The organism is Streptomyces sp. NPDC107528 (assembly GCF_055639295.1).
Genome location: NZ_JBVKAV010000009.1, coordinates 459,544 through 485,377, shown reverse-complemented (window position 1 = coordinate 485,377; position 25,834 = coordinate 459,544). Strand labels below are relative to the sequence as shown.

23 protein-coding genes are annotated in these 25,834 nt (G+C 70.6%); 15 read left to right on the top strand and 8 right to left on the bottom strand.

Going from position 1 to position 25,834, the window contains the following annotated elements; genetic code table 11:
- From ACZ7L5_RS29360 to ACZ7L5_RS29340, 5 genes are all read left to right on the top strand, one after another.
- The coding region (locus ACZ7L5_RS29360; RefSeq protein WP_471520183.1) for an alpha-glucosidase C-terminal domain-containing protein at positions 1 to 654 on the top strand (654 nt) is incomplete at its 5' end.
- Positions 655 to 659: 5 nt separating this feature from the next.
- Positions 660 to 2,378 carry a maltose alpha-D-glucosyltransferase gene (treS, locus tag ACZ7L5_RS29355; protein ID WP_471520181.1) on the top strand — a complete coding sequence of 573 codons (1,719 nt, stop codon included), beginning with the start codon at positions 660 to 662 and terminating at the stop codon, positions 2,376 to 2,378.
- 41 nt (positions 2,379 to 2,419) lie between these two features.
- On the top strand, positions 2,420 to 3,781 hold the full coding sequence (locus ACZ7L5_RS29350; RefSeq protein WP_471520179.1) for a maltokinase N-terminal cap-like domain-containing protein: 1,362 nt from the start codon (positions 2,420 to 2,422) through the stop codon (positions 3,779 to 3,781).
- A 3-nt stretch (positions 3,782 to 3,784) separates the two neighbouring features.
- A complete protein-coding gene (gene glgB, locus ACZ7L5_RS29345) occupies positions 3,785 to 6,004 on the top strand; it encodes a 1,4-alpha-glucan branching enzyme (RefSeq protein ID WP_471520177.1) in 2,220 nt (739 codons plus the stop codon).
- A 124-nt stretch (positions 6,005 to 6,128) separates the two neighbouring features.
- The gene (locus tag ACZ7L5_RS29340; protein WP_471520175.1) at positions 6,129 to 8,036 is read left to right on the top strand and encodes an AMP-dependent synthetase/ligase; all 1,908 of its coding nucleotides are present in this window, start codon (positions 6,129 to 6,131) and stop codon (positions 8,034 to 8,036) included.
- 6 nt (positions 8,037 to 8,042) lie between these two features.
- Here ACZ7L5_RS29340 and ACZ7L5_RS29335 read toward each other — a convergent pair whose 3' ends face one another.
- Both ACZ7L5_RS29335 and ACZ7L5_RS29330 read right to left on the bottom strand, forming a co-directional pair.
- Complete coding sequence (locus ACZ7L5_RS29335; protein WP_471520173.1) at positions 8,043 to 8,612, bottom strand: fibronectin type III domain-containing protein; 570 nt, start codon at positions 8,610 to 8,612, stop codon at positions 8,043 to 8,045.
- Positions 8,613 to 8,622: 10 nt separating this feature from the next.
- A complete protein-coding gene (locus ACZ7L5_RS29330) occupies positions 8,623 to 9,225 on the bottom strand; it encodes a hypothetical protein (protein WP_328883843.1) in 603 nt (200 codons plus the stop codon).
- 349 nt (positions 9,226 to 9,574) lie between these two features.
- On the opposite strand from ACZ7L5_RS29330, the gene ACZ7L5_RS29325 reads away from it, so the two are divergent.
- From ACZ7L5_RS29325 to ACZ7L5_RS29305, 5 genes are all read left to right on the top strand, one after another.
- Positions 9,575 to 10,966 carry an NAD(P)/FAD-dependent oxidoreductase gene (locus ACZ7L5_RS29325; RefSeq protein ID WP_471520213.1) on the top strand — a complete coding sequence of 464 codons (1,392 nt, stop codon included), beginning with the start codon at positions 9,575 to 9,577 and terminating at the stop codon, positions 10,964 to 10,966.
- Positions 10,967 to 11,037: 71 nt separating this feature from the next.
- Positions 11,038 to 13,281, top strand: coding sequence for an FUSC family protein (locus ACZ7L5_RS29320; protein WP_471520171.1), 2,244 nt, complete (start codon positions 11,038 to 11,040; stop codon positions 13,279 to 13,281).
- A 62-nt stretch (positions 13,282 to 13,343) separates the two neighbouring features.
- Positions 13,344 to 13,565 (top strand): hypothetical protein, encoded by a 222-nt coding sequence (locus ACZ7L5_RS29315; protein WP_471520169.1) that lies wholly within the window; start codon positions 13,344 to 13,346, stop codon positions 13,563 to 13,565.
- Between the two features lie 46 nt (positions 13,566 to 13,611).
- Positions 13,612 to 15,087, top strand: a complete 1,476-nt coding sequence (locus ACZ7L5_RS29310) for an aminotransferase class I/II-fold pyridoxal phosphate-dependent enzyme (protein ID WP_471520167.1) — start codon at positions 13,612 to 13,614, stop codon at positions 15,085 to 15,087.
- Positions 15,088 to 15,392: 305 nt separating this feature from the next.
- On the top strand, positions 15,393 to 15,848 hold the full coding sequence (locus tag ACZ7L5_RS29305) for a cyclic nucleotide-binding domain-containing protein (RefSeq protein ID WP_328883839.1): 456 nt from the start codon (positions 15,393 to 15,395) through the stop codon (positions 15,846 to 15,848).
- 3 nt (positions 15,849 to 15,851) lie between these two features.
- On the opposite strand, the gene ACZ7L5_RS29300 is transcribed toward ACZ7L5_RS29305, so the two are convergent.
- A complete protein-coding gene (locus tag ACZ7L5_RS29300; protein WP_471520165.1) occupies positions 15,852 to 17,150 on the bottom strand; it encodes an MFS transporter in 1,299 nt (432 codons plus the stop codon).
- A 77-nt stretch (positions 17,151 to 17,227) separates the two neighbouring features.
- Positions 17,228 to 17,851, bottom strand: coding sequence for a LysE/ArgO family amino acid transporter (locus ACZ7L5_RS29295; protein WP_471520163.1), 624 nt, complete (start codon positions 17,849 to 17,851; stop codon positions 17,228 to 17,230).
- Between the two features lie 66 nt (positions 17,852 to 17,917).
- On the opposite strand from ACZ7L5_RS29295, the gene ACZ7L5_RS29290 reads away from it, so the two are divergent.
- Positions 17,918 to 18,826 (top strand): LysR family transcriptional regulator ArgP, encoded by a 909-nt coding sequence (locus tag ACZ7L5_RS29290; protein ID WP_471520161.1) that lies wholly within the window; start codon positions 17,918 to 17,920, stop codon positions 18,824 to 18,826.
- Positions 18,827 to 18,909: 83 nt separating this feature from the next.
- Here the strand turns inward: ACZ7L5_RS29290 and ACZ7L5_RS29285 are convergent, their stop codons facing one another.
- Complete coding sequence (locus tag ACZ7L5_RS29285) at positions 18,910 to 19,611, bottom strand: TetR/AcrR family transcriptional regulator (protein WP_471520212.1); 702 nt, start codon at positions 19,609 to 19,611, stop codon at positions 18,910 to 18,912.
- 141 nt (positions 19,612 to 19,752) lie between these two features.
- On the opposite strand from ACZ7L5_RS29285, the gene ACZ7L5_RS29280 reads away from it, so the two are divergent.
- The gene (locus tag ACZ7L5_RS29280) at positions 19,753 to 20,970 is read left to right on the top strand and encodes a saccharopine dehydrogenase family protein (RefSeq protein WP_471520159.1); all 1,218 of its coding nucleotides are present in this window, start codon (positions 19,753 to 19,755) and stop codon (positions 20,968 to 20,970) included.
- A gap of 104 nt (positions 20,971 to 21,074) precedes the next feature.
- Positions 21,075 to 21,308 (top strand): WhiB family transcriptional regulator, encoded by a 234-nt coding sequence (locus tag ACZ7L5_RS29275; protein ID WP_362389125.1) that lies wholly within the window; start codon positions 21,075 to 21,077, stop codon positions 21,306 to 21,308.
- A gap of 55 nt (positions 21,309 to 21,363) precedes the next feature.
- Here the strand turns inward: ACZ7L5_RS29275 and ACZ7L5_RS29270 are convergent, their stop codons facing one another.
- Complete coding sequence (locus tag ACZ7L5_RS29270; RefSeq protein ID WP_471520157.1) at positions 21,364 to 22,116, bottom strand: hypothetical protein; 753 nt, start codon at positions 22,114 to 22,116, stop codon at positions 21,364 to 21,366.
- Positions 22,117 to 22,232: 116 nt separating this feature from the next.
- Here ACZ7L5_RS29270 and ACZ7L5_RS29265 point away from each other — a divergent pair, with 116 nt between their 5' ends.
- The gene (locus tag ACZ7L5_RS29265; protein ID WP_471520155.1) at positions 22,233 to 22,583 is read left to right on the top strand and encodes a DUF488 domain-containing protein; all 351 of its coding nucleotides are present in this window, start codon (positions 22,233 to 22,235) and stop codon (positions 22,581 to 22,583) included.
- Positions 22,584 to 22,605: 22 nt separating this feature from the next.
- Here ACZ7L5_RS29265 and ACZ7L5_RS29260 read toward each other — a convergent pair whose 3' ends face one another.
- Positions 22,606 to 24,279: an FAD-binding dehydrogenase gene (locus ACZ7L5_RS29260; RefSeq protein ID WP_471520153.1), complete on the bottom strand. Its 1,674-nt coding sequence runs from the start codon at positions 24,277 to 24,279 to the stop codon at positions 22,606 to 22,608.
- A gap of 24 nt (positions 24,280 to 24,303) precedes the next feature.
- Positions 24,304 to 24,930, bottom strand: coding sequence for a TetR/AcrR family transcriptional regulator (locus ACZ7L5_RS29255; protein WP_383232343.1), 627 nt, complete (start codon positions 24,928 to 24,930; stop codon positions 24,304 to 24,306).
- Positions 24,931 to 25,067: 137 nt separating this feature from the next.
- Here ACZ7L5_RS29255 and ACZ7L5_RS29250 point away from each other — a divergent pair, with 137 nt between their 5' ends.
- A complete protein-coding gene (locus ACZ7L5_RS29250) occupies positions 25,068 to 25,697 on the top strand; it encodes an alpha-ketoglutarate-dependent dioxygenase AlkB (RefSeq protein WP_471520151.1) in 630 nt (209 codons plus the stop codon).
- The last annotated feature ends 137 nt before the right edge of the window (positions 25,698 to 25,834 follow it).

The window sequence follows — 25,834 nt, the reverse complement described above, 5'->3', positions numbered from 1 at the left end:
CTCACCGAGTACCTCACCGAACTCTCCGGCGAAGCGGCCTCCTACATGCGGCCCAACTTCTTCGCCAACACCCCCGACATCCTGCACGAATTCCTCCAGCACGGCGGACGCCCCGCCTTCGAACTCCGCGCCGTCCTGGCCGCCACCCTCTCCCCCACCTGGGGCATCTACAGCGGCTACGAACTGTGCGAGAACACCCACCTGCGCGAAGGCAGCGAGGAATACCTCGACTCGGAGAAATACCAGCTCCGCCCCCGCGACTGGGAAACAGCCGAGCACGAGGGCCGCACGATCACCCCCTTGATCACCAAGCTCAACACCATCCGGAGGGGCCACCCCGCCCTCCACCGGCTCAGGAATCTCCGCTTCCACCGGACCGACAACGACTCGGTCATCGCCTACAGCAAACGCACAGGCCCGGACACGGTTCTGGTGGTCGCCAACCTTGATCCTCACCACACCCAGGAGGCCACGGTCTCGTTGGACATGCCGCACCTCGGCCTGGACTGGGATGCCTCCCTGTCCGTGCACGACGAACTGACGGGTGAGACCTTCCGCTGGGGCAGGAACAACTACGTCCGTCTGGAGCCCGGCAGGGCCCCCGCGCACGTGCTCCATGTCCAGGCTTCGCCACCGCAGATCGGAGGGTCCTGAGCGTCATGACCGTCAACGAGCCCGTGCTGGACACCTTCGAGGACACTCCTGCCAAGGACCGTGACCCGGACTGGTTCAAACGCGCCGTCTTCTACGAGGTCCTGGTCCGCTCCTTCCAGGACAGCAACGGCGACGGCGTCGGCGACCTCAAAGGCCTCACCGCCAAACTCGACTACCTGCAATGGCTCGGCGTCGACTGCCTGTGGCTGCCGCCCTTCTTCAAATCACCCCTGCGCGACGGCGGATACGACGTCTCCGACTACACCTCCGTGCTCCCCGAATTCGGAGACCTCGCCGACTTCGTCGAATTCGTCGACTCCGCCCACCAGCGCGGCATGCGGGTCATCATCGACTTCGTCATGAACCACACCAGCGACCAGCACCCGTGGTTCCAGGAATCCAGAAAGGACCCCGACGGCCCTTACGGCGACTACTACATGTGGGCCGACGACGACAAGCAGTACGCCGACGCCCGCATCATCTTCGTCGACACCGAGGCCTCCAACTGGACCTTCGACCCGGTCCGCAAGCAGTACTTCTTCCACCGCTTCTTCTCCCACCAGCCGGACCTGAACTACGAGAACCCGGCCGTCCAGGAGGAAATCCTGGCCGCCCTGCGCTTCTGGCTGGACCTGGGAATCGACGGATTCCGGCTGGACGCGGTGCCGTATCTGTACGCGGAGGAGGACACGAACTGCGAGAACCTTCCCGCCACTCATGAATTCCTGAGGCGTGTCCGCCGCGAGATCGACGCGATGTATCCGGACACGGTACTGCTGGCCGAGGCGAACCAGTGGCCCGAAGACGTGGTCGACTACTTCGGCGACTATCAAAACGGTGGCGACGAGTGCCACATGGCCTTCCACTTCCCCGTCATGCCGCGCATTTTCATGGCCGTGCGAAGGGAGTCGAGGTACCCGGTCTCGGAAATCCTCGCCAAGACCCCGGCCATCCCGTCCGGCTGCCAGTGGGGCATCTTCCTGCGCAACCACGACGAGCTGACCCTGGAAATGGTCACCGACGAGGAACGCGACTACATGTGGGCGGAGTACGCCAAGGACCCCCGCATGCGCGCCAACATCGGAATCCGCAGGCGTCTCGCCCCGCTCCTCGACAACGACCGGCACTCGATCGAGCTGTTCACCGCCCTGCTGCTCGCCCTGCCGGGCAGCCCGATCCTCTATTACGGCGACGAGATCGGCATGGGCGACAACATCTGGCTCGGCGACCGCGACGCCGTCCGCACGCCGATGCAGTGGACGCCTGACCGCAACGCCGGCTTCTCGACCTGCGACCCCGGGCAGCTCTGTCTGCCGACCATCATGGACCCGGTCTACGGCTACCAGGTGACGAACGTCGAGGCGTCCATGTCCTCGCCGTCGTCGCTGCTGCACTGGACCCGCCGCATGATCGAGATCCGCAAGCAGAATCCTGCCTTCGGACTCGGCTCCTACACGGAACTCCAGTCGTCGAATCCGGCCGTGATCGCCTTCCTGCGCGAATACGAGGACGACCTGGTGCTGTGCGTGAACAACTTCGCGCGCTTCGCCCAGCCCACCGAACTCGACCTGCGCGAGTTCGCCGGCCGGCATCCGGTCGAGCTGTTCGGCGGGGTCCGCTTCCCGGCGATCGGCGAACTGCCGTATCTGCTGACCCTCGGGGGCCACGGCTTCTACTGGTTCCGACTCTCCCGAGTCGCATCCCGCATCGGCCGACGACTTTGAGCGTGAGCTTCGAGCGTGTGCCGAGGAAAGGACGGGTCACCATGCAGAAGACCGCAACTCCCCGATCGAGCCGTACGGTCGACGCGAGCCCCATGGCCTCGCTCGCCGGACTGCTGCGCGAGTGGCTGCCCCGGCAGCGCTGGTTCGCGGGCAAGGACCGGCCCGTCACGGACCTCGCACTGCTGTCGATGACGGAGCTGTTCCCGGGCTGTCTGCATCTGCTGGTGCACGCCGGTCACTCCGCGGTGCCCGCGCCCGGCGGCGCTCCCCCGGCCGGTGACTGCTACCAGCTGCTGCTCGGCGTACGCCAGCAGCTGTCGCCGCGGCTCGGCCGGGCGCTGATCGGCCGTGCGGAGGAGGGGCCGCTGGCCGGTCTGACGGTCTTCGACGCGCTGCAGGACCCCCGTTCGGCCCAACTGCTCCTGGAGCGGCTGCGGCATCCCGGCACGGCGGGCCCGCTGTGCTTCGAGGCGGACCCGTCCGTGTCGGTGCCGGCGGGGCTGGTGCCCCGGGTGCTGGACGCCGAGCAGTCCAACTCCTCGCTGGTGTACGGCGATACGTTCATCCTCAAGCTGTTCCGGCGTATCCAGCCCGGTGTCAATCCCGACCTGGAGCTGTCCGGCGCGCTGGCCGAGCAGGGCTGCGCGCGAGTCCCGGCCCCCGTGGCCTGGTTCCGGACGACGCACCCCTGGGAGGCGACGCTCGGCGTGCTGCAGCCGTTCCTGCGTGACGCCTCCGACGGCTGGACACTGGCGCTGAACGCGCTGACCTCGGGCGGCGACTTCACGGCGGAAGCCCGGCAGCTGGGGCGGGCGACCGCGGAGGTGCATCTGGCGCTGGCGTCGGCCTTCCCGTCCCGGGCGCACGGCGAGAACGCCCAGATGGCGGCGGCGATGACCGAGCGACTGGAGATCGCCGCGCACTTCGTCCCCGCCCTGCAGCCCTATGTGCCCGGCCTGCGCACCGCCTTCGGCGCCCTCGCCAGCTGCGACCCCGGGCCGCCGGACCAGCGCATCCACGGCGACCTGCACCTGGGGCAGGTGCTGCGGGCGGGCCGTGAGTGGTTCGTCATCGACTTCGAGGGCGAGCCGTCCCGCCCGCTCGCCGAGCGGCGCGGTGTCCACTCGCCGGTGCGGGACATCGCCGGCATGCTGCGCTCGTTCGACTACGCCGCCCGGCAGCGCCGGCCGTGGCGTCCGGAATGGGCGCGCCGCTGCCGTGAGGCCTATTGCGCGGGCTATGCCGCCCACGCCGGCTGGGACCCGCGCAAGAAGCACGGCTTGCTGCGTGCGTATGAGACCGACCGCGCCGTGTACGAGGTCCTGTACGAGGCCCGGCACCGACCCGACTGGTTGCCCGTACCGATGGCGGCGATCGAACGCCTCGCCGTGAGAGGAGCCTGACCCATGGCCCTGCACGAGACCTCGCGCCCCGAGTCGGCCGGATCGGGCCGGCGCGCCACCGCGCCCGCACTCGATCCGGCCGACCGTGAGCGCCTGCTGTCGGGCGCCCACCACGATCCGCACGCGCTGCTCGGGGCGCATCCGGTCCCGGGCGGGATCGCCTTCCGGGCGCTGCGCCCGTTCGCACGTGCGGTGAGCGTCGTGGCCGACGGCGAGCGCACCGCGCTGGTCTCGGAGGGCGGCGGCCTCTTCTCCGGCGTACTGCCGCTGAAGAAGATCCCCGCGTACACGCTGCTGGTGGCGTACGCCGAGGACGGGTCCGACGAGTGCGAGGTCCACGACCCGTACCGCTTCCTGCCCGCCCTCGGTGAACTGGATCTCCACCTCATCCGCGAGGGCCGGCACGAGGAGCTGTGGAAGGCACTCGGCGCCGAGCCGATGACCCACCAGGGAGTGACCGGCACCCGCTTCACCGTGTGGGCGCCGAACGCGCAGGGCGTGCGGGTCGCAGGGGACTTCACCTGCTGGGACGGGACGGCGTTCCCGATGCGGTCCCTCGGGGCGTCCGGGGTGTGGGAACTGTTCCTGCCGGGCATCGGCGAGGGCGCCCGGTACAAGTTCGAGATCACCTCCCGGCACGGCGGCCGGTTCCTCAAGGCCGACCCGATGGCGCGCCGTGCGGAGGTCCCACCGGACACGGCGTCGATCGTGCACGCCTCGCACCACGAGTGGGGCGACGAGCAGTGGATGGCGCACCGGGGCGACGTCCCGGTGCATCAAGCGCCCTTCTCGGTCTACGAGGTGCACCTCCCGTCCTGGCGCCCGGGACTGACGTACCGCCAGCTCGCCGATGAGCTGCCCGCGTACGTCAGCGACCTCGGCTTCACCCACGTAGAGCTCATGCCGGTCGCCCAGCACCCCTTTGCGGGGTCCTGGGGCTATCAGGTCACCGGCTTCTACGCGCCGGCCTCGCGGCTCGGGACGCCCGACGACTTCAAGTACCTGGTGGACGCCCTGCACCGGGCCGGCATCGGGGTGATCGTGGACTGGGTGCCGGCCCACTTCCCCAAGGACGACTGGGCGCTGAGCCGGTTCGACGGGGAACCGCTGTACGAGCCCGGGGACGAGCGGCGGGCCGAGCACCCGGACTGGGGGACGTACGAGTTCGACTACGGACGCACCGAGGTGCGCAACTTCCTGGTCGCCAACGCCACGTACTGGTGCGAGGAGTTCCACATCGACGGGCTCCGGGTGGACGCCGTCGCCTCGATGCTCTACCTCGACTACTCGCGGGAGTCCGGGCAGTGGGCACCGAACGCCTTCGGCGGGCGGGAGGACCTGGCCGCGATGGCGTTCCTGCAGGAGATGAACGCGACCGTGTACCGGCGCAATCCGGGCGTCATCACCATCGCTGAGGAGTCGACCGCCTGGGACGGGGTGACCCGGCCGACCGACAGCGGCGGACTGGGGTTCGGGCTGAAGTGGAACATGGGCTGGATGCACGACTCCCTGGAGTACATCGCCAAGGAGCCGGTGCACCGCAAGTACCACCACAACGAGATGACGTTCTCGATGGTGTACGCCTACAGCGAGAACTACGTCCTGCCGATCTCCCACGACGAGGTCGTGCACGGCAAGCAGGCATTGGTGTCCAAGATGCCCGGTGACTGGTGGCAGCGACGCGCCAACCACCGCGCGTACCTGGGCTTCATGTGGGCCCACCCGGGCAAGCAGCTCCTCTTCATGGGCCAGGAGTTCGCCCAGGGCGCCGAGTGGTCCCAGGAGCACGGTCCCGAGTGGTGGCTGCTGGATCCCGGGTACGCGTCGGCGGGCGACCACCGGGGTGTCCAGGATCTGGTCCGGGACCTCAACGGGCTGTACCGGACGACGCCGGCTCTCTGGGAACGGGACACCGACCCGGGCGGCTTCCGGTGGGTGCTGGGGGATGCGGCGGACGACAACGTCTTCGCCTTCCTGCGCTTCGGTGCCGACGGCAGCCCCTTGCTCGCCGTCTCCAACTTCTCCCCCGTCGTGCGTCACGACTACGCCCTGTGGGTGCCGGACGACGTCATCGCCTGGCAGGAGACACTCAACACGGACGCCGCCCGGTACGGCGGCAGCGACGTCGTCAACCCGGACCCGGTGAAGCCGGAGGACAGCCGCATCCGGCTGACGTTGCCGCCTCTTGCCACGGTGCTGCTGTCGCCCTGCCCCCGCGGCTGAGATCACCGAACGGGGTCAATTGTCAGTTCTCGACACCACGCGCTCCCAGCTGGGCTAGATTCGGGCACCGCCGATAACGGAACTCATCGGTGATGTCACACCCGGTACACATCAGGAGCAGCGCATGCGCGACCTCGGCCTCGCTCCCCCGACCGTCACGCCGCTGGCCGGCGGGCTCGCCGACAGCGTCTTCGAGATGGCGGCCCTCGATCCGACACTGCCGATGCTCGCGCGCCGCCCCGATCCCTCCTCCACCACGTGGGAGGAGGTCACCGCCGTGGAACTGCGCGACGAAGTGACCGATCTGGCCAAGGGCCTGATCGCGTCCGGGATCTCACCGGGCCACCGGGTGGCCGTCATGGCCCGCACCCGCTACGAGTGGACGGTGTTCTGCTACGCCCTGTGGGCGGTGGGCGCCGAGGTGGTGCCGATCTATCCGACGTCCTCGCGCGACCAGGTCGAGTGGATCCTGCGGGACGCCGAATGCGTGGCCGTGGTGGTCGAGGACGAACAGGCCATCATGACGGTGGGTTCCGTGTGCGGATCGCTGCCGATGCTGCGGCATGTCTGGCAGTTGGACGCCGGGGGGCTTCAACAGCTCGTGGAGTGCGGCGAGTTCATCCCGTTCGCGACGGTCGATTCGCTGCGTCGCATCGTCCTGCCGGACTCCACCGCGACTGTCGTCTACACCTCCGGCACCACGGGTCACCCGCTGGGCTGCGCGCTGAGCCACCGCGGTCTGGCGAGCACCTGCGACACCCTCCTCGCGGGCTGGGGCCACACCGTGATCCCGCCCGGCGAGCAGCAGGCGTCGGTTCTCGCCTTCCTGCCCTTCTCCCATGTGTACGGCCTGGTGGTGCAGGGGCTGGCCATCCGCGGCGGCATGCTGATGGGCCATGAACCCGAGCTGAACGGGGAGGCGTTGTCGGCGGCGCTGCGCACGTTCCGGCCGACCTATCTGTGCGCCGTACCGTCGATCTTCGAGAAGATCTACAAGAACTTCCTGCGCACGGCCCAGCAGGCCGGCCGTGGCGCGCTGTTCGAGCGGGCCGCCGACACCGCGCGGGACTTCGCGGCGGCACTGGAACGGCAGCGGCTGGGCGGCGGGCCCGGGCCCCGTTACGATCTGCGGCTGCAACACGCCCTGTACGAACGCACGGTGTACCGCAAGCTGCGGGCCGCGCTTGGCGGCCGGGTGTGCCGGGCGACGTCCGCCGGCTCGTCCCTGAACCGTGAACTGTCCCTGTTCTACGAGGGCATCGGCATCTATGTGAACGACGCCTACGGTCTCACCGAGACCTGCGGCGGGGTCACGGCACCACCGCTGGGCCGGGAGCTGTCGGGAACGGTCGGAAAGGCACTGCCGGGGATGGACATCCGGGTGGCCGACGACGGGGAGATCCTCGTGCGCGGGCCGTCGGTGTTCCAGGGCTATGTGAACGACGAGGCCGCGACACGGGCGGCGCTGCGCGGCGGCTGGCTGGCCACCGGGGATCTCGGGCGGCTGGACTCGGACGGCTATCTGACGATCACCGGGCGCAAGAAGGACGTCATCATCACGAGCGGCGGCAAGAGTGTCTCCCCGGCGCTCCTGGAGCAGCGCCTGAGGATGCATCCGATGATCCATCAGGCGGTGATCGTGGGCGACAACCGTCCCTGTGTCGGGGCCCTGATCACCCTGGACCCGGACTTCCTGGCGTACTGGCGCGACTCCCTCGCGGTGCGCAGCGACGCACGGATCCGGGAGGCCCGGGAGGAGAACGCGCTGCGGGAGGAGCTCGGCCGGGCCGTGGCCGCCGCGAACAGCGCGGTGTCGCGCGCGGAGTCCATCCGTGTGTTCCGGGTGCTGCCGGCGCCGTTCGACGTGGCCAGCGGCCTGCTGACACCGTCGATGAAGCTGCGCCGGGACGCCATCGTGGGGCACTACGCCCTCCAGATCGACGCGATGTACCAGGCGCGTTCGCGTGTGCCGCGGGACCACCTGGTGGACGAGCCGGCGCACTGGGACGACGCGGACAACGTCTTCGGCTGAGCGGGCCTACTCGCCCGTGGTGAGCCGTACGACATTGGACTGCTCGCCGAGGACGAAGGCGCGGATCCGGAAGGAGGCGGTCTTCTCGCCGGGCAGAGTGACCAGGGTCGTGGCGGTGACGTCCGGATCGACGACGGCGACGGGTTCGTACCCGGTGCTGTTCTTCCTGCGCATCTCCAGGAGGAAGCCGTCCTCGTCCGAGGAGGTGTCGGGCCAGGTGAAGCGGATGCCGTCCGGGAGTTCGGCGCGGGCGGGCCGGGAGACGGGGCCCCGGTAGGTCCGCAGGCGGTAGTGGAACGTGGTGTGCGGCATGAGGTCGGGGTGGCGGTAGTCCGACACCTGCCGGGGCAGGTAGTCCAGGACGGTGTAAGGGCCGGCTTTCTCGGTGGCGAACTCCAGCAGGTGACCCGCGACTCCCGGCCTGTCGTCCGTCCAGTCGAGGTCGATGTCCGTGGGTGTCGTGAGGACACCTCGCAGTGGCTTGTCGGTGTCCGCGGTGCCGGCCGAGCGAGCCGAGCAGGCCGGCAGCGCCAGGATCAGCGCTGCCGACGCCGCGATGCGCGCCTTTCCTCGCATACGCCGGCCGCTACTTGCGCCAGAAGCGGACGTTGCTCCACTCCACGGTGGCCTGTCCGCTGCCGCTGTTGGTGCGGTAGGCGCCGAACTTGTCGTAGAAGCTGCCGCCGGGGCTGTCGTAGGTGTGCTTGAGCGAGCCGTTGATGTAGGTGCGGTGCTCGACGCCGACCTGGTGGACCGTGTTGACACGGACCGTCGCGCCGACGGTGCCGGCGTTGGACAGCGTGGCGCCGCCGTGCACCGCGTACAGCCGGCCGCCGCGCTCGACGGCGAGCATGAAGTACGGGCCGGAGCCGGACTCGTTGAAGGTCTGCTTGAGGCTGATCCGGGTGCCACTGAGGCTGGTGATGCGGAAGTAGCCCTCGAACTGGCGGGTGCCGCCGGTGTAGGTGGCGTAGCGCCGTTCAGCCCGTTGGTCGCCGCTAGCGGTGGAGCAGGTGAGCCGGAACGTCAGGCCGTCGACCTGGCCGCAGCCCCGTTCCTGCACGGTGTAGGTCGGTGACACCGACTGCCAGCCGCCGGGCTCGACTTCGGCGAAGGCGTGTGGGGCGGCGAGCAGGGATGTGGCGCACAGCGCCGTGGTGACGGTGAGGGTGCGCAGGCGTACGAGCATCCTGCCTCCTGTCGGATGGGGGGTGGACCGCACGTCACGCACCTGGCCACACGTATGACGAGAGACGCTTGGTCATGTATATGAACTGCGGTCCCTGACATGGACGATCGAGACGGACGTTAGGTTCAGACCAATCAGCCGTCAAGAGATCGAGCGGACACGTCTTTCACACCCGAACCGGTGTGCCCCCGCGCCGGTTGGGGCAGGGTGGCTGACGACGGGTTCATCTGCCTGCCGCACCCGGCTGGCGGAACGGCCGGTGGCGCGGTGGGATCGAGGCGTGCGAAGCCGCGATCCAGGGGCAGGCGAACGACGTCGAGGCAGACCGCCTGGAGCCGCAGAAGGGAAGATCACCGTGACACGACCCAGGATCCTGGTGGTTGGCGCAGGCTTCGCCGGAGTCGGCTGTGTTCGCCGACTCGAACGCAAACTCTCCGCCGACGAGGCCGAGATCACCTTGGTGACGCCGTCCTCCTACCAGCTCTACCTGCCACTTCTGCCCCAGGTCGCCTCCGGCGTCCTGACGCCCCAGTCGATCGCCGTGTCCCTGCGCCGCAGCCGCAGGTACCGCACCCGGATCATCCCGGGCGGCGCGATCGGCGTGGACCTCGCAGCCAAGGTCTGCGTCATCCGCACCATCACCGACCGGACCGTCAACGAGCCGTACGACTACCTCGTACTGGCCCCCGGCAGCGTCACCCGCACCTTCGACATCCCCGGGCTCACCGACTACGCCTACGGCATGAAGACACTGGCGGAGGCCGCCTATCTGCGCGACCACGTCATCTCCCAGCTGGACCTCGCCGACGCCAGCCAGGACCCGGCCGAGCGCGCCGCCCGGCTGCAGTTCGTGGTGGTCGGCGGCGGATACGCGGGCACCGAGACCGCCGCCTGCCTGCAGATGCTGACGCACAACGCGGTCAAGCGCTACCCGCGGCTCGACCCGCACCTGATCAAGTGGCATCTGATCGACATCGCGCCGAGGCTGATGCCCGAACTGGGCGAGAAGCTCGGCACCGCGGCGCAGAAGATCCTGCGCAGGCGCGGCGTCGACATCTCGCTGGGCGTGTCCATCGCCAAGGCGGGCCCCGAGGAGGTCACCTTCACCGACGGCCGGGTGGTTCCCACCCGGACCCTGATCTGGACCGCCGGGGTGGTCGCCAGTCCGCTGATCGCCACGCTGGGCGCGGACACGGTCCGGGGCCGGCTCGCGGTCACCGCCGAGATGAAACTGCCCGGCGACGACGGTGTGTTCGCGCTCGGCGACGCCGCCGCCGTACCCGACATCGCCAAGGGCGAGGAGGGTGCCGTCTGCCCGCCCACCGCCCAGCACGCCATGCGCCAGGGCAAGGTCGTGGCCGACAACGTCATCGCGTCCCTGCGCAACCAGCCGCTGCGGCGGTACGAGCACAAGGACCTCGGCCTGGTCGTCGACCTCGGCGGCCGTGACGCCGTCTCCAAGCCCCTCGGCGTCGAGCTGAAGGGCCTGCCGGCGATGGCCGTCGCCCGCGGCTACCACTGGTCGGCGCTGCGCACCAACGTCGCCAAGACGCGCGTCATGACGAACTGGCTGCTCAACGCCGTCGCAGGGGACGACTTCGTGCGTACCGGATTCCAGGCACGCAGGCCCGCCAAGCTGAAGGACTTCGAGTTCGTTCACGCGTACCTGACGCCGGAGCAGCTGCAGGAGCGCGTGGCCGGGAAGGGCGGATCCCAGGCGCCCGAAGGGACGGCTGAGTGAGGTGACGGCCTCGGCTGAGGGCCTTCGGTTCGCGGCGTGACCAGCAAGAGAGCGGGAGAGAGTACGTCGGCGTGAGGTCAGCGGGAAGGCCGGTCCGGGCGCGCGTGCGGGACCGTGTCGCGGCGTCGGACCCAGGGCTGCTACGGCTGGCCGCGGGGCTGCGCACGGCGGGTGCGATCGCCCTCGCGGTCGCCGTGCTCGCCCTGCTGGGCGCCGATGTGACGCACCTGGTGACGGGCGCGCTGGCGGCGATGGTCGCCACCTTCGCCATCCGGGAGAAACAGCGCGGGCCGCAGGCCGTCACCCTCGCCCTGGGCCTCCCGGTGGCGCTGGCCTCGATGACCCTGGCGGCACTGCTGCACCGTCATGTCGTGGCCGGCGACCTGTTCTTCGTGGCGCTCATCTTCTGTGCCGTCTACGGCCGCAGATTCGGCGACCGCGGCACCGCGCTGGGCCTGATCGGCTTCCAGACCTACTTCATGTCCCTGTTCGTCGGCGCCACCGTCTCCGGCCTGCCCGCGCTGTGCGGCGCGGTCGCCGTGGCCTTCGCGTGCAGCGCCCTGGTGCGGTTCGTGCTCGTCCCCGAGACGCCGACGGGGGTGCTCGAACGGCTGCGCAGCGCTTTCCGCGCCCGGCTGGCCCAGCTGCTGTCGGCGCAGCTCGAACTGCTCGGCGCCGGCCCTCAGGAGGCGGACCGGGCCCTGGAGCACGTACGCGAGGGCACCGCGCGTCTGCACGAGACGGCGCTGTTGATCCAGGGCCGGCTGGAGGAGGGAACCGCCGACGAGGCGATGGCCCGGCTCGTCCAACGGCGCGTCGCGGACGCCGAGATCGCGGCCGAGCGCCTGGGGCTGTCGCTGCTCGCCGCACGCGGCGCCGAGCGCGCCGACACCCTGGCCATGCATCTGCCGGGCGCTCCCGTCCCGTCGGGCAGCCGACATCCCGTCCGGGAGGAGGCGACCGGCACGCTGCGCCGTGACATCGAGGCCCTGCGCCTGCTCGTCCTGCACCCCGTCGGCCAGGCCTCCGGCACCGCGCTGTCCCGGGTCCGCAACCGGCTCCTCGGCTACCGCGACGAGGAGAACCTGCCCGACGCCTCCCCCGCCGTGCAGGACGCCTTCCGGGCCATCGGCGAGGCCGCCCGTGCGGTCCTCGGGCTGCGCATCGCCCTGGGCGGGACGCCGGACGAGGCGGACGACAGCCCGGCCACGGCGCGCTCACGCGAGGAGCTGGACGCGGAGGACGCCGTGCTCGACGCGGAGGAGGAGGCCCCCTCGGAGGAGCCCGCCGGGCTGCGGCGCCCCACGACGCGCGCCGCCGTGCAGGTGGCCGTGGGGTCGACGCTGGCCATCATCGGCGGCGAGCTGCTGTCCCGCGACCGCTGGTACTGGGCGGTGCTGACCTGCTGGATCGTGTTCCTCAACACCGCCTCCACGGGCGAGATCCTGGTCAAGGGCTACCGTCGGCTGCTGGGCACCGTGCTCGGCGTCCTGGCCGGCATCGTGCTGGCGGGTGCCGTCGGGCGCCACACCTGGACGGCGTTCGCGCTGGTGCTGTTGTTCGTCTTCGCGATGTTCTACTCGGCACCGCTGTCGTACACGCTGTCGTCCTTCTTCGTGACCGCGGCGCTCGGGCTGCTGTACACCCTGCTGCAGACCTACAGCCTCTCGGTGCTCGTGCTGCGCATCGAGGAGACCGCGCTCGGCGCGGCCTGCGGGGTGATCGCGGCCGCGGTGGTCCTGCCGGTGCAGACGGACCGCCGTACGAACGAACTGCTGGCCACCGTGCTGGAACGGCTCGGCGAGGTCACCCGCAGTGCCGTCGACCAGCTCAGCGGCGGTCCGCCCGTCGAGCTGCTCGACCAGGCGCGCGATCTGGACCAGGCGCTGGCCGACCTGCGGGCCGCCGTGCAGCCGCTCACGCATCCGGTGACGCCGCTGCGGGCCCGCAAGGAGACCGCCCGCTACGTCGTCGCGTTGCTGGAGACCTGTGCCTATCACGCGCGTGCGCTGGCGGCGACAGCCGAGCTGCTGCCCACCCATCCCTCGATCGCGGCGGACCCCCGGCTGCGCCGGGCCGCGGGGCGCATCGCGCACAACATCGAGGCGATCGCCGCGCACGTCACCGACGAACTCTCCACGGCCGGCCTCGAGACCGGCCCGAGCATCGCCTCGCTCCTGGGCCGGACCGTCCCCGGCGCACCGCGCTACGGCCGGGTCACCGACCGTGTCCTGCGGCATCTGCAACGCCTCGACGAGGCCGTGTCCGGTCTGGCCCGTCCCCTGGGCGTCCCCGTGAAGGCATCGGACGGATGACGGCTTGTCCGCGATGCCGGGGATGAGGGCTCGTCCCGGCGATACCGGGGTACGCGGAAGTCATGACCGATGTCGTGGACTCAGACGAACTGCTGAGGCGCATGCAGCGCGCCAGGGCCTACGCCCGGCGGGAGGAGCGGGTCTGGCAGGCCCGCAGCAACGAACTGGAGCATGCCGACCCAGCGGCAGCCCGGGACGCCGACGTGCGGGTGGTCGCCTACGAGACCGTGATCAACGTGCTGGACGAGTTCCTCTCCCCCGGCTCGCACGCCGAGGAGGCCTGACCCGCGCCGCCGATTGGCATCGCCCCCGGTGGGCACCCGACGGCGCATGACAGCCGATCACACCCGTGCCCCGGTTCTGGAAGCGCTGGCCGACTACCACAGCAAGGGGCGGACGTCGTTCTCGCCGCCCGGTCACAAGCAGGCCCGGGGAGCCGACCCCGCGGTGCGGGAGGTGCTGGGCGACGCGGTGTTCCTCAGTGACGTACTGGCGTCGGGCGGTCTGGACGACCGGCTGCACCACAGCGGCGTCATGGAGCACGCCGAGGATCTGATGGCCGACGCCGTGCACGCGAAGCACACCTACTTCACCACGTGCGGCAGTTCCCTGTCCGTCAAGGCGGCGATGCTGGCCGTGGCGGGCCCGCACGAGAAGCTGCTGCTCGGCAGGGACGCCCACAAGTCGGTGGTGTCGGGTCTCGTCCTGTCCGGCATCGAGCCCGTCTGGGTCGAGCCGCAGTGGGACGCCGAACGGCATCTGGCCCACCCTCCGTCCGCGGCGGACTTCGAGACGGCCTTCGAGCGCCATCCCGACGCGAAGGGCGCGCTGGTCACCAGCCCGACACCGTACGGCAGTTGCGCGGACCTGCGGGCGATCGCCGACGTCTGTCACCGCCGCTCGCGCCCGCTGGTCGTCGACGAGGCCTGGGGTGCGCATCTGCCGTTCCATCCCGGGCTGCCGTCGTGGGCGATGGACGCGGGCGCCGACATCTGCGTGACCAGCATCCACAAGATGGGCAGCGGCCTGGAGCAGGGTTCGGTCTTCCACCTCCAGGGGGATCTCGTCCCGGCGACGGTGCTGCGCATGCGGGCGGACCTGCTGGGCACCACCAGTCCGTCGGTGCTGATCCTCGCCGGCATGGACGGCTGGCGGCGGCAGATGGCCCTGCGGGGCGAGGAGATCATGGGCTCCGCGCTCGATCTCGTGGCCGAGGTGCGGTCCGCGGTCGAGGAGATCGACGGGATGCACGTCAACGACCGGGACGACTTCTGCGGTGCGGGACTCGCCGCGGACTTCGACCCGCTGCCGGTCGTCATCGACCTCGACGGCCTCGGCATCTGCGGATTCCAGGCCGCCGACTGGCTGCGGGAGCACCGGAACGTGGACGCCCATCTGAACGACCACCGCCGCATCGCCACCCAGATCACGCACGGCGACGACCACGGGACGGCCGGCGAACTGCTCGCCGCGCTCAAGTCCCTCGCCGAGGCGGCGCCCGAGCTGCGCCCCGCGCCCCGGATCGACGTGCCGCCGCCGTCGCAGCTGCGCATGGAGCAGGCCGTCACACCGCGGGACGCGTTCTTCGCCGCCACCGAGGACGTCCCGGTGGACAGGGCCGCCGGACGCGTCGCCGCCGAGATGATCACGCCGTATCCGCCCGGGATCCCGGTCGTGCTGCCGGGTGAACGGCTGACCGGACCGGTCCTGCGCTATCTGGTCACCGGTCTCGCCGCGGGCATGAACCTCCCCGATCCGAGCGATCCCCGACTGGAGACGGTCAGGGTGATGGCGGAGGGCGAGTGAAACCGGTCACTTACCCCGGTCTCGGCTACGCAGAACCCGGCGAGATGGTTTACGGTTCATTCATAAGTGGTCTCGGGGTAGACCGCGAGAAGATCGCAATCGTCCCCCCTGCACCACCAAATACGGCCCTGGCTGGTCTCCCCCGTCCAGCCAGGGCTTTTTAATGCCGCGGGTGCCCCGCTCCCGCGAAGATTCCCGGCCAGAACCGAAACCACGCTCCGCCGAGGTGCTCACGGCCGCCGTAGCGGCTGAAATGGACGCAGGGAAGCACCGGAACCTCAGTCGTCGGTGAGGAGCCCCGTGTCATGACCAAAGCGATCAAACTGCTGACCGCCCTTCCGCCGCCCCAGCGCCAGCACCTGATGGCGCTCGCCCGGGAGGTCTCCTTCCCGGAGGACGCCCGGATCTTCGAGGCGGGCGGCACGGCCGACCGCTTCTGGGTCATCCGCTCGGGCGCCGTCTCCCTCGACCAGCAGGTGACATCCGTGCAACGGGTCACCGTCGCGAGCCTCGGCGCGGGCGATCTGCTCGGCTGGTCCTGGCTGTTCCCCCCGTACCAGTGGGACTTCGGCGCGGAGGCCTTCAGCCAAGTGCGCGCCTACGAGTTCGAGGCCGACGCGGTGCTCCGGCTGTGCGAGGAGGAACCGGCGCTCGGCATGTCCCTGATCCGGCACGTCGCCGAAATCCTCGCCCACCGGCTGGAGATGACCCGGGGCAGGCTCATGGAGCAGTACGGACAGCATCGGCGCAGCGCCCTCTGACCCTCAGACCCGGTAGCGGCGCAGGGCGGGCACCGCCGCGGCCAGGCCCAGCATCGCGACGACGACGAGCAGTCCGCCGCCCACGGTCGCCGTGCGCGCGCCGAAGGCCGAACCCGCCGTGCCGTGCAGCACATCGGCGAGGCGTGGGCCGCCCGCCACGACGACCGTGAAGACGCCCTGCATCCGGCCGCGCATCTCGTCGCTGGCGGCGGACAGCAGGATCGATCCGCGGAAGACCATCGAGACCATGTCGGCGACCCCGGCGAGAGCCAGGAACACCACCGCGAGCCACAGGCTTCCGCTCAGCCCGAATCCGGTGATGGCGGCGCCCCAGGCGACGACCGCGCCGATCACCATCCAGCCGTGCCGGCGGGCCCGGGAGAACGTGCCGGAGAACAGTCCGCCCAGCACGGCACCGATGGGGATCGCCGCGAACAGCAGGCCGAGGGCGAGTCCTTCGCCGTACGGCGCGTAGGTCTCGCTCGCGAGTTGCGGGAACAGGGCGCGGGGCATGCCGAAGACCATGGCGATGATGTCGGCCAGGAAGGACAGCAACAGCACCTTGTGCAGGGCCATGTAACGGAAGCCGTCCACGATCTCCCGTACGCCCGCGCGGCGTTGGGCGGTGGCATCAAGGGGCGGCAGCGCGGGCAGCCGTGCGACGGCCCAGACGGTGACGCACAGGGCCAGCGCGTCGATGAGGTACAGCTCGGCCAGGCCGATCACGGGTATGAGCACGCCGGCCAGCAGCGGGCCGACCACCTGACCCGTCTGCATGACCGTCGAGCCGAGGGCGTTCGCCGCCGGCAACTCGTCGGCGGGCACCAGGCGGGCGATGGAGGCGCTGCGGGCCGGGGCGTTGAGCCCCCAGAACGCCTGTTGCACGGCGAGCAGCACCATCAGCACGGCCACCGACGCGAGGCCGGTGACGGCCTGGAGCCAGAACAGCACCGAGGTGACCGCGATGCCGCTGTTGGTGATCAGCAGCAGTTTGCGCCGGTCCATGCTGTCGGCGATGGCCCCGCCCCACAGGGCGAACACCACCAGCGGCAGCAGTCCGGCCAGGCTCGCGGCGCCCACCCAGGCCGAGGAGCCGGTGATGTCGTAGATCTGCTTGGGCACGGCGACCGCGGTGAGCTGGCTCCCGACGGCCGTGACGATGGTCGAGGACCACAGGCGGCGGTAGGCCGGGCGGCGCAGGGGCCGGGTGTCCATTGCCCAGCGTCGCCAGCCGCGCCGCGCGGGTATCACCGCGGACGGGTCCTTCTCCTGTGGTTGTGCGCTGCTCTCGCTGGTGTCCACGCGCTTCCTGGATGCTCGTTACATCTTTCTCGTCGGGGATCACTATCTCAGCACCGGGCGGGTGTTAGGAGGACGGATCAGGTCCCGCCGCCCCCGGAGATCAGGGAGACCCCCAGGACGACCATCGTCGCGGCGACCAGTCCGTCCAGGACGCGCCAAGCGACGGGCTTCGCCAGGGGGCGGCTCAGCAGGCGAGCCCCGAAGCCCAGCGCCGCGAACCAGCACAGGCTGGCGACCACGGCGCCGAGGCCGAACGTCCAGCGCATCGGGCCGCGGTCGGCGGCGACCGTGCCGAGCAGGAAGACGGTGTCGAGGTAGACGTGCGGGTTGAGCCACGTCATCGCCAGGCAGGTCAGCACCGCCCGCCGCCGTGACCGCACCGCCTCGCCGTCCGCGAGCAGGGCACCGCCCGGCTTGACGGCGCGGCGGGCGGCGAGGGCGCCGTAGCAGAGCAGGTACACCCCGCCGGCCCAGGCGACCGCCGTGAGCACCCCGGGCCACGCCACGACCACCGCGCCGACACCGGCCACGCCCAAGGTGATCAGGAGCGCGTCGGACAGGGCGCAGATGCCGACGACGGCGAGGACCGCGTCGCGGCGGATTCCCTGGCGCAGCACGAAGGCGTTCTGGGCGCCGATGGCGACGATCAGGGAGAGGCCGGTGCCGAATCCGGCGGCTGCGGTGGTCAAGGCGTTTGTCATGCCATTGACGCTAGGGAAGCGATCTCTTTACGTACAGCTAAAGATCCTTACGTATCATTAGCTGTCGTGAAGAGCGAGCTGACCGAGCTTCCCCTCGACCAGGTGCGGACCCTGCTGGCGGTGGTCGACGAGGGCACGTTCGACGCGGCCGCCGCGGCGCTGCATGTGACGCCGTCCGCGGTGAGTCAGCGGGTGAAGGCGCTGGAGCAGCGCACGGGGCGGGTGCTGCTGGTGCGCACGAAACCGGTGCGGCCGACGGAGTCGGGCGCGGTCGTCGTCCGGTTCGCCCGTCAGCTGGCCCGGCTGGAGCGGGACGCGCGGGCCGAGCTCGGCATGAGCGGCGCCGGGGAGGCGACCCAGGTGTCGATCGCGGTCAACGCCGACTCGCTGGCGACGTGGTTCCTGGCGGCGCTGACCCGTGTGCCGGAGGAGCCACAGCTCTGCTTCGAGCTGCGGCGCGAGGACGAGAGCCGTACCGCGATGCTGCTGCGGGAGGGCCTGGTGATGGCCGCGGTGACCTCGTCGCCGGATCCCGTGGCCGGGTGTTCCGTACGGCCGCTGGGCCGGATGCGCTATCTGGCGGCGGCGAGCCCGCAGTTCGCCGAGCGGCATCTGGGCGGCTCGCTGGGCGACGCACTCACGCGGGCGCCGGTGATGTCCTTCGACCGCAGTGACGATCTCGAGGACGCGTTCGTCCGCAGGCTGCGGCACAGCCGCACAGGCGCGAGCGCCCTGCGGCACTACGTCCCCACCTCGGAGGGCTTCCTGTCGGCCGTGGTCGCCGGACTGGGCTGGGGCCTGATCCCCGAGGTCCAGGCGGAACCCCTCCTCACAGCCGGCCGCCTCGTGCACCTGGCCCGGGACCGGCCGCTCGACGTCCCGCTGTACTGGCAGCAGTGGAAACTGGACTCACCGGCGCTGGCCGCGGTCACGGAGGCGGTGACGAGGGCGGCGGCCGAGGCACTTCGCGGCTGAACTCACGGGCGACGCTGAACATCACGGGCGACTTGGTACCGGCGGCCCGCACGACAGCGTGTCGCGGCACAGCCGTCGGAGCACTACAGCGCCTCCAACTCCGTGGCCGCGCTGGCCAACAGCATGTCCAGCGCCGTCGGATACGCGCTCGTCACCATCCGGTTCGCCAGCAGGGGCGCCGCCTCGGCGATCCGGGGATGGGTGGCCCGGGGCAACCGCGCATACGTCGACCGCCACATGCCCTCGTCCGAACGCAACGAGTCACTCGGCAGAGCCAACGACGCGGCGTCGAGCGCCGCGAACGCCAGCGCCTGATCGATGAAGGCGTGGTAGATGCGCACGGTGTCCGACAGCGAGAACCCGGCGGTCCGCAGGACGTCCAGCACGGCCTCGTCGGCGGCGAGTTCGTTGGCCCGGCCGGTGACCCGGCTGGTCGTCAGCGCGGCGGCCTGCGGATGGGCCACGTACGCGGCGTGGATGCGCAGCCCGACGGCGCGCAGGTCCTCCCGCCACTCCCCCGTCCGCTCCCAGCCCTCCAGGGCCTGGCCGATGAGGGCGTCGCCGATGGCGAGGGTCAGGTCGTCCATGCCGCGGAAGTAGCGGTACAGCGTGCTCGGGTCGGCGTCGAGGGCCAGGCCGAGGCGGCGGGCTGTCAGACCGGCGCTGCCGTGTTCGCGCAGCATGCGCAGGGCCGTCTCGACGATGAGCCGCTCGGACAGCACGGTGCCGCTTTTCGTGGGACGGCGTCGGCGCCGCTTCTCCTCCGGAACGACCGGTTTCGGCACCATGCTCTCCGTCCCTGTGCCGCAGTCCATGCCGCACGCTCCGCCTTATGCCAACGCCATTGACCTTACGTGAACGGGCCGCGTTGTATCTCCTGTGGGGCCCCACCACGTCGTAGGCCTTCAAGCCGAGGGAGTCTTGTCATGCGTGTACTGCTCGTGGGTGCAGGCGGTGTGGGTACCGCCATCACCCGGATCGCCGCCCGGCGTCCGTTCTTCGAGGCGATGGTGGTCGCCGACTACGACCTCGCGCGCGCCGAGGCGGCCGTGGCGGCCCTCGGCGGCGACGCCCGGTTCCGGCCGGAGCGCGTCGACGCGAACGACGAGGCGGCGGTGGCCGCACTGCTGGCGCGACACGCGTGCGACGTGCTGCTCAACGCCACCGACCCGCGGTTCGTGATGCCGCTGTTCGGCGCCGCCCGCACCGCCGGGGCCACCTATGTCGACATGGCGATGTCACTGTCACGGCCGCACCCGGAGCGACCGTACGAGGAGTGCGGGGTGAAGCTGGGCGACGCCCAGTTCGAAGCGGCGGCCGACTGGGAGAAGGCGGGGGCGCTGGCCCTCGTCGGCATGGGCGTGGAGCCGGGCCTGTCGGATGTGTTCGCCCGGCACGCGGCCGACGAACTGTTCGACGAGATCGACGAGATCGGCGTCCGCGACGGCGCGAACCTCACCGTCGACGGCTATGACTTCGCGCCGTCCTTCAGCATCTGGACGACGATCGAGGAGTGCCTCAATCCGCCGGTCGTCTACGAGGACGGCCGCGGCTGGTTCACCACCGCACCGTTCAGCGAGCCCGAGGTGTTCGACTTCCCCGAGGGCATCGGCCCGGTGGAGTGCGTGAACGTGGAGCACGAGGAGGTGCTCCTGATGCCGCGCTGGGTCGACGCGCGCCGGGTGACCTTCAAGTACGGCCTCGGCGAGGAGTTCATCGGCACGCTGAAGACGCTGCACCTGCTGGGCCTGGACAGCACCGAGCCGGTGACCGTGCCGAGCACCGCCGGACCGGTGGCGGTCTCGCCCCGGGACGTCGTCGCGGCATGTCTGCCGGACCCGGCGACGCTGGGCGACCGGATGCACGGCAAGACCTGCGCGGGCACCTGGGTGCGGGGCGTCAAGGACGGCAAGCCGCGTGAGGTGTACCTCTACCACGTGGTCGACAACCAGTGGTCCATGGCGGAGTACGGCAGCCAGGCCGTGGTGTGGCAGACGGCCATCAACCCGGTCGTCGCCCTCGAACTCCTCGCCACCGGCGCCTGGTCGGGGGCGGGCGTGCTGGGCCCTGAGGCCTTTCCTGCCCGTCCCTTCCTGGACCTGCTGACCGCGTACGGCTCCCCGTGGGGCATGCGCGAACAGTGACTGGATTCGCCGGTGTCCAACCGGGTTTCACTTACGCATCGACAGGCGACTCGAAAACGAGTAATGCTCCACCGAGGGCACGTCGACGATCGCAGGTGACTTTGATGGACGACTGGCGAGACCACGCCGGCTGCCGCCATGAGGACCCGGACCTCTTCTTTCCGATCGGCACGTCCGGACCGACCTTGCTGCAGACGGAGCAGGCGAAGGCCGTCTGCCGGCGCTGCTCCGTCCGGGAGGAGTGTCTGCGCTGGGCGCTCGACACGGAGCAGTTCATCGGGATCTGGGGTGGCAAGAGCGAGGACGAGCGAAGGGCGTTGCGGCAGCGGGCCGGATGACCGGCGACCAGCACCTGCACGGATACGCGGGGGACCCTGAGCCGTTCGGGGGACGTCAGCGGGCCAACGACTCGGCGTCGCCCATGACGATGACGGGATGCCGCTCGGGATCCAGCGCCAGCAGCAGCAGCCTCATGTGCTCCCGCGCGAGACTGACGCAGGCCTGGGTGGGCGCTCCGTGGTCCACGTGGAGCCAGATGCCGCCGCCGAGTTCGGCGCCGAGCGGGCGGCTCCGGTCGAGGGGCGAAGTGCCGCTCCTGCGGTTGTAGTCGATGGCGATCACATAGTCGAAGGAACCGGCGAGCGGTTCGCCCTCGAAGCCGGTACCGCTGGCGGTGAATCCGTCACCGTAGTCGTACGACAGCCTGGTCCCGGGGTCATCGAGCAGCCCCCCGGCGTCCGTCAGGGTGAAGACCCCGATGGGTGAGCGCAGGTCGCCGGCAAGGTGGTGGTCGGTCCAGCCGCGCAACGCGTTGCGGGCGGGCCAGCTGCTGCCCGCCTTCCAGCCGGTGTCGGTGCGCTCGTACAGGACGACGGTGGAGTGTGAGGAGTTCCTGTCGCGTCCGGTGACGACGACGGCCTGCCGGGTCTCGGACGGCACCCTGGCCCAGGTCACCGGGCCCAGGCCGGGCAGCTTCCGGGCGGCGGCCTCGGCGGCTGCTCGGGCTGCGGCTTCGGCGGCGTGGGCGGGCCTGGGGGCCCGGGTGACAGCGGGCTCCTCATCCGGCGTCGCCGTGGCAGCGGCGCCGCAGCCGGTCAGCAGCAGGGAGGCGACCAGCAGGGCGACACGGGACTTGTGCGTGATCATGCATCGTCCTTGACCGACACTTGTAAGGAACTTGTAAGGATCCGTCGGCTTCGGCGGGTCGCCACGCGCATCCGAGGGGCTCGCCTCCGAGCGCGAACGTCCGAGAAAGGCCCGGCATGAGCGTGCGCATCCGTCGCGTCTACGAAGCACCCGAACCCGAGGACGGCGTGCGCGTCCTGGTCGACCGGCTGTGGCCGCGCGGCATGTCGAAGGACGCGGCCCACGTCGACGAGTGGCCCAAGGTAATCACCCCGTCGACCGAGCTGCGCCGCTGGTATCACGCGGGTGAGGGGTCGTACGAGGAGTTCGCCGACCGTTACGAGGCGGAGCTGGCCGCTCCCGAGGCGGCCGCACTCCTGGACCGGGTCAGGGAGTTGGCGGGCAAGGGCGCGGTGACCCTGCTGACCTCGTCGAAGACTCCCGAGCAGAGCCACGCCGCCGTGCTGGCCCGTCTCGTGCAGGCGTGAGGAGACGGGCCGTACGCCGCCGTCAGGCCGTCTGCCGCGCCGCGGCCCGTCCCGCCGTGCGGCCCGAGAAGAGGCAGCCGCCGAGGAAGGTGCCCTCCAGGGCGTTGTAGCCGTGGACGCCGCCACCGCCGAAGCCCGCGACCTCGCCGGCCGCGTACAGACCGTCGATGGGCGTGCCGTCGGCTCCGAGCGCACGGGAGTCGAGGTCGGTCTGGATGCCGCCAAGGGTCTTGCGGGTCAGGATGTGCAGCTTGACGCCGATCAGCGGGCCGGCCGCGGGGTCGAGGATGCGGTGCGGGGTGGCGACGCGGCCGAGGCGGTCGCCGACGTAGCGGCGGGCGTTGCGGATGCCCTGCACCTGGGCGTCCTTGCTGTAGGGGTTCGCGATCTGCAGGTCACGGGCCTCGATCTGGCGCCGGATGCCCTCCGCGTCGAGCAGCGGCTTGTCCGTCAGCTCATTCATCTTCCCGACCAGCTGCTCCAGGTTCGGCGCGGTCACGAAGTCCGCGCCGTTGCGCACGAATGCCGCCACCGGCCCCGGGGCGCCCTTGCCGAGCACCCGCTCCTTCAGGAACCCGGCGCGGTCCTTGGCGGTGATGTCGGGGTTCTGCTCGGAGCCCGACAGCGCGAACTCCTTCTCGATGATCTTTTGGCTGAGGATGAACCAGGAGTGGTCGTGTCCGGCGATGTCCGCGTCGGTGCGCAGGTGCTTGAGGGTCCCCAGGGTGTCGTAGCCGGGCAGGCACGGGTCGGGCAGCCGGCGGCCGAGGGCGTCGAACCACATGGAGGACGGTCCGGGCAGGATGCGGATGCCGTGGCCGGGCCAGATCGGGTCCCAGTTCTGCAGACCCTCGGTGTAGTGCCACATCCGGTCGCGGTTGACCAGCCGTACGCCCGCCTCCGCGCTGATGTCGAGCATCCGGCCGTCGACGTAGGCCGGGACGCCGGTGACCATCTCGGTGGGCGGGGTGCCGAGCCGCTCGGGCCAGGAGCGGCGGACGATGTCGTGGTTGGCGCCTATGCCGCCGCTGGTGACGACGACGGCCTGGGCGGTCAGCTCGAACTCGCCGATGCGGTCGCGGTTGGAGGCGACGCCCCGCGGAGAGTTGTCGTCGGCCAGGACGGTGCCGCGCACTCCGCTGACCGCGCCGTCTTCCATGACCAGTGCGTCGACCTGGTGCCGGTGGTAGAAGGTGAGCAGCCCGTCGCGCGCGGCCTGTTCGGCGTACCGGACGAAGGGCTCCACGACGCCGGTGCCGGTGCCCCAGGCGATGTGGAACCGGGGCACGGAGTTGCCATGGCCGTCGGCGCGCAGGTCGCCGCGCTCGGCCCAGCCGACCGTGGGCAGGAACTTGATGCCGTGCGTGTCGAGCCAGGTCCGCTTCTCACCTGCCGCGAACTCGACGTAGGCCCGCGCCCAGCGCACCGCCCACGAGTCCTCGTCGTCCACCCGGTCGAACTGGGCGCTGCCCTGCCAGTCGTTCCAGGCCAGGTCGAGGGAGTCCTTGATGCCCAGGCGCCGCTGCTCCGGGGAGTCGACGAGGAAGAGCCCTCCGAACGACCAGAAGGCCTGCCCGCCGAGGTTGGCGGCGTTCTCCTGGTCCACCAGCGCGACCCTGCGGCCCCGGCTGGTCAGTTCGCTCGCGGCGACCAGGCCCGCGAGTCCTGCTCCGACGACGATGACGTCGGCATCCATGGCGACCGTCCCTTCCTCATGTCCTCATGCGGTGGTGTCGCTGCCGTCGGTGAGCAGCGCCGTGAGCAGTTGCCCCAGCCAGACGCGGGCGTGCTCGACGTCCTTGTCCAGCAGCAGTTGGGTGGTGACTCCGTCGTAGGCGGCGACCACGGCGTGTGCGGCGCCGTCGATGTCGCCGAGTACGGCGGGCAGTGCGCTGCGCACCTGGGCACGGGAGAGGCGGTCGGCGATCGCCCCGCGCAGCCGTGCGCGGTGTTCCAGCAGGGTCCGCGCGACGGCCGGGTCGCGGGCGGCGTGCACCAGGAAGTCCGTCTTCACCAGCAGCCAGTCGCGGTCCAGGAGCAGCACGTCCGTCACCCGGTCCACGGCGGCCGGCACGTCCAGGTCGGGCCCGTCGAGGGCGAGCGCCCCGGACACCTGCTCGGCGATCACGTCCGCGCGCTGCTGGTAGAGGGCGAAGAACAGCTCGTCCAGGCTGTCGAAGTTGGAGTAGAAGGCACCCCTGCTGTAGCCGGCGGCCTCGCAGACCTCCTCGATGGAGACCCGGCCGAATCCCTTGGCCGCGAACACCGCGAACGCGGCGTCGAGGAGATTGGCCCGCGTACGGACGCGGCGCCTGGTGACGCGCTTGGTCGTGCCCTCCACCACCATGTCCGGCCTCCATTCGATACGGGAATGTATCCGATACATCAATGTATCCAAAGGGGTGGGAGCGAGAACGAGAAAACTGCGGGGGACAACGAAAACTCGATGGGAACAGATTTTCGATTCAGGAGTACGCTGGAACCATGGCCACGCACCTCCAGGGCTCCCTGTTCGACCAGACCGACGAGCTGCGGCTCGGGTCCCTCTCCGGGATCCGCCGTACCCCGCTCGGCCTCGGCGCCTGGATCGACGTGCTGCCCGGCTGGCTCAGCGGGGCCGACGCCCTGTTCGAACACCTTGCGGCCGAGGTGCCCTGGCGTGCGGAGCGGCGCACGATGTACGACAACGTCGTCGACGTACCTCGCCTGCTCGCCTTCTACGGCGCCGACGACGCGCTCGCGCACCCTGTCCTGGTGGAGGCGCGCGACGCCCTGTCCGCGCACTACGCCGAGGAACTGGGCGAACCGTTCACCACGGCCGGGCTGTGCTACTACCGCGACGGCCGGGACAGTGTCGCCTGGCACGGGGACCGGATCGGACGGGGCGCACGCGAGGACACGATGGTCGCGATCCTCTCGGTGGGCGCTCCGCGGGATCTGCTGCTGCGCCCGGCGCGGGGCGGCGGCGAGACGGTGCGCCGGCCGCTGGGGCACGGCGACCTCATCGTGATGGGCGGGTCCTGCCAGCGGACCTGGGAACACTCCATACCGAAGACCACGCGCGCCGCGGGACCGCGCATCAGCATCCAGTTCCGCCCGCACGGCGTGCACTGAGGCGGAGAGGCGGCCGCTTCGGGTGCGCGCGGGGGGGGCCTCCGGTGGACGGTGCCGGAGGCAGCCCTTCCGCCGTTCATCGACCCGCAGGACACGGCTGACGCGGTTCCGGTTCGGGATGCGTCCGGACCCGCCGA

What these genes read in the sequence shown, in the direction of transcription:
- treS (WP_471520181.1), top strand. Translation starts at nt 660, where the DNA reads ATGACCGTCAACGAGCCCGTGCTGGACACCTTCGAGGACACTCCTGCC.
- ACZ7L5_RS29350 (WP_471520179.1), top strand. Translation starts at nt 2,420, where the DNA reads ATGCAGAAGACCGCAACTCCCCGATCGAGCCGTACGGTCGACGCGAGC.
- glgB (WP_471520177.1), top strand. Translation starts at nt 3,785, where the DNA reads ATGGCCCTGCACGAGACCTCGCGCCCCGAGTCGGCCGGATCGGGCCGG.
- ACZ7L5_RS29340 (WP_471520175.1), top strand. Translation starts at nt 6,129, where the DNA reads ATGCGCGACCTCGGCCTCGCTCCCCCGACCGTCACGCCGCTGGCCGGC.
- ACZ7L5_RS29335 (WP_471520173.1), bottom strand. Translation starts at nt 8,612, where the DNA reads ATGCGAGGAAAGGCGCGCATCGCGGCGTCGGCAGCGCTGATCCTGGCG.
- ACZ7L5_RS29330 (WP_328883843.1), bottom strand. Translation starts at nt 9,225, where the DNA reads ATGCTCGTACGCCTGCGCACCCTCACCGTCACCACGGCGCTGTGCGCC.
- ACZ7L5_RS29315 (WP_471520169.1), top strand. Translation starts at nt 13,344, where the DNA reads ATGACCGATGTCGTGGACTCAGACGAACTGCTGAGGCGCATGCAGCGC.
- ACZ7L5_RS29310 (WP_471520167.1), top strand. Translation starts at nt 13,612, where the DNA reads ATGACAGCCGATCACACCCGTGCCCCGGTTCTGGAAGCGCTGGCCGAC.
- ACZ7L5_RS29305 (WP_328883839.1), top strand. Translation starts at nt 15,393, where the DNA reads ATGACCAAAGCGATCAAACTGCTGACCGCCCTTCCGCCGCCCCAGCGC.
- ACZ7L5_RS29295 (WP_471520163.1), bottom strand. Translation starts at nt 17,851, where the DNA reads ATGACAAACGCCTTGACCACCGCAGCCGCCGGATTCGGCACCGGCCTC.
- ACZ7L5_RS29280 (WP_471520159.1), top strand. Translation starts at nt 19,753, where the DNA reads ATGCGTGTACTGCTCGTGGGTGCAGGCGGTGTGGGTACCGCCATCACC.
- ACZ7L5_RS29275 (WP_362389125.1), top strand. Translation starts at nt 21,075, where the DNA reads ATGGACGACTGGCGAGACCACGCCGGCTGCCGCCATGAGGACCCGGAC.
- ACZ7L5_RS29270 (WP_471520157.1), bottom strand. Translation starts at nt 22,116, where the DNA reads ATGATCACGCACAAGTCCCGTGTCGCCCTGCTGGTCGCCTCCCTGCTG.
- ACZ7L5_RS29265 (WP_471520155.1), top strand. Translation starts at nt 22,233, where the DNA reads ATGAGCGTGCGCATCCGTCGCGTCTACGAAGCACCCGAACCCGAGGAC.
- ACZ7L5_RS29260 (WP_471520153.1), bottom strand. Translation starts at nt 24,279, where the DNA reads ATGGATGCCGACGTCATCGTCGTCGGAGCAGGACTCGCGGGCCTGGTC.
- ACZ7L5_RS29255 (WP_383232343.1), bottom strand. Translation starts at nt 24,930, where the DNA reads ATGGTGGTGGAGGGCACGACCAAGCGCGTCACCAGGCGCCGCGTCCGT.
- ACZ7L5_RS29250 (WP_471520151.1), top strand. Translation starts at nt 25,068, where the DNA reads ATGGCCACGCACCTCCAGGGCTCCCTGTTCGACCAGACCGACGAGCTG.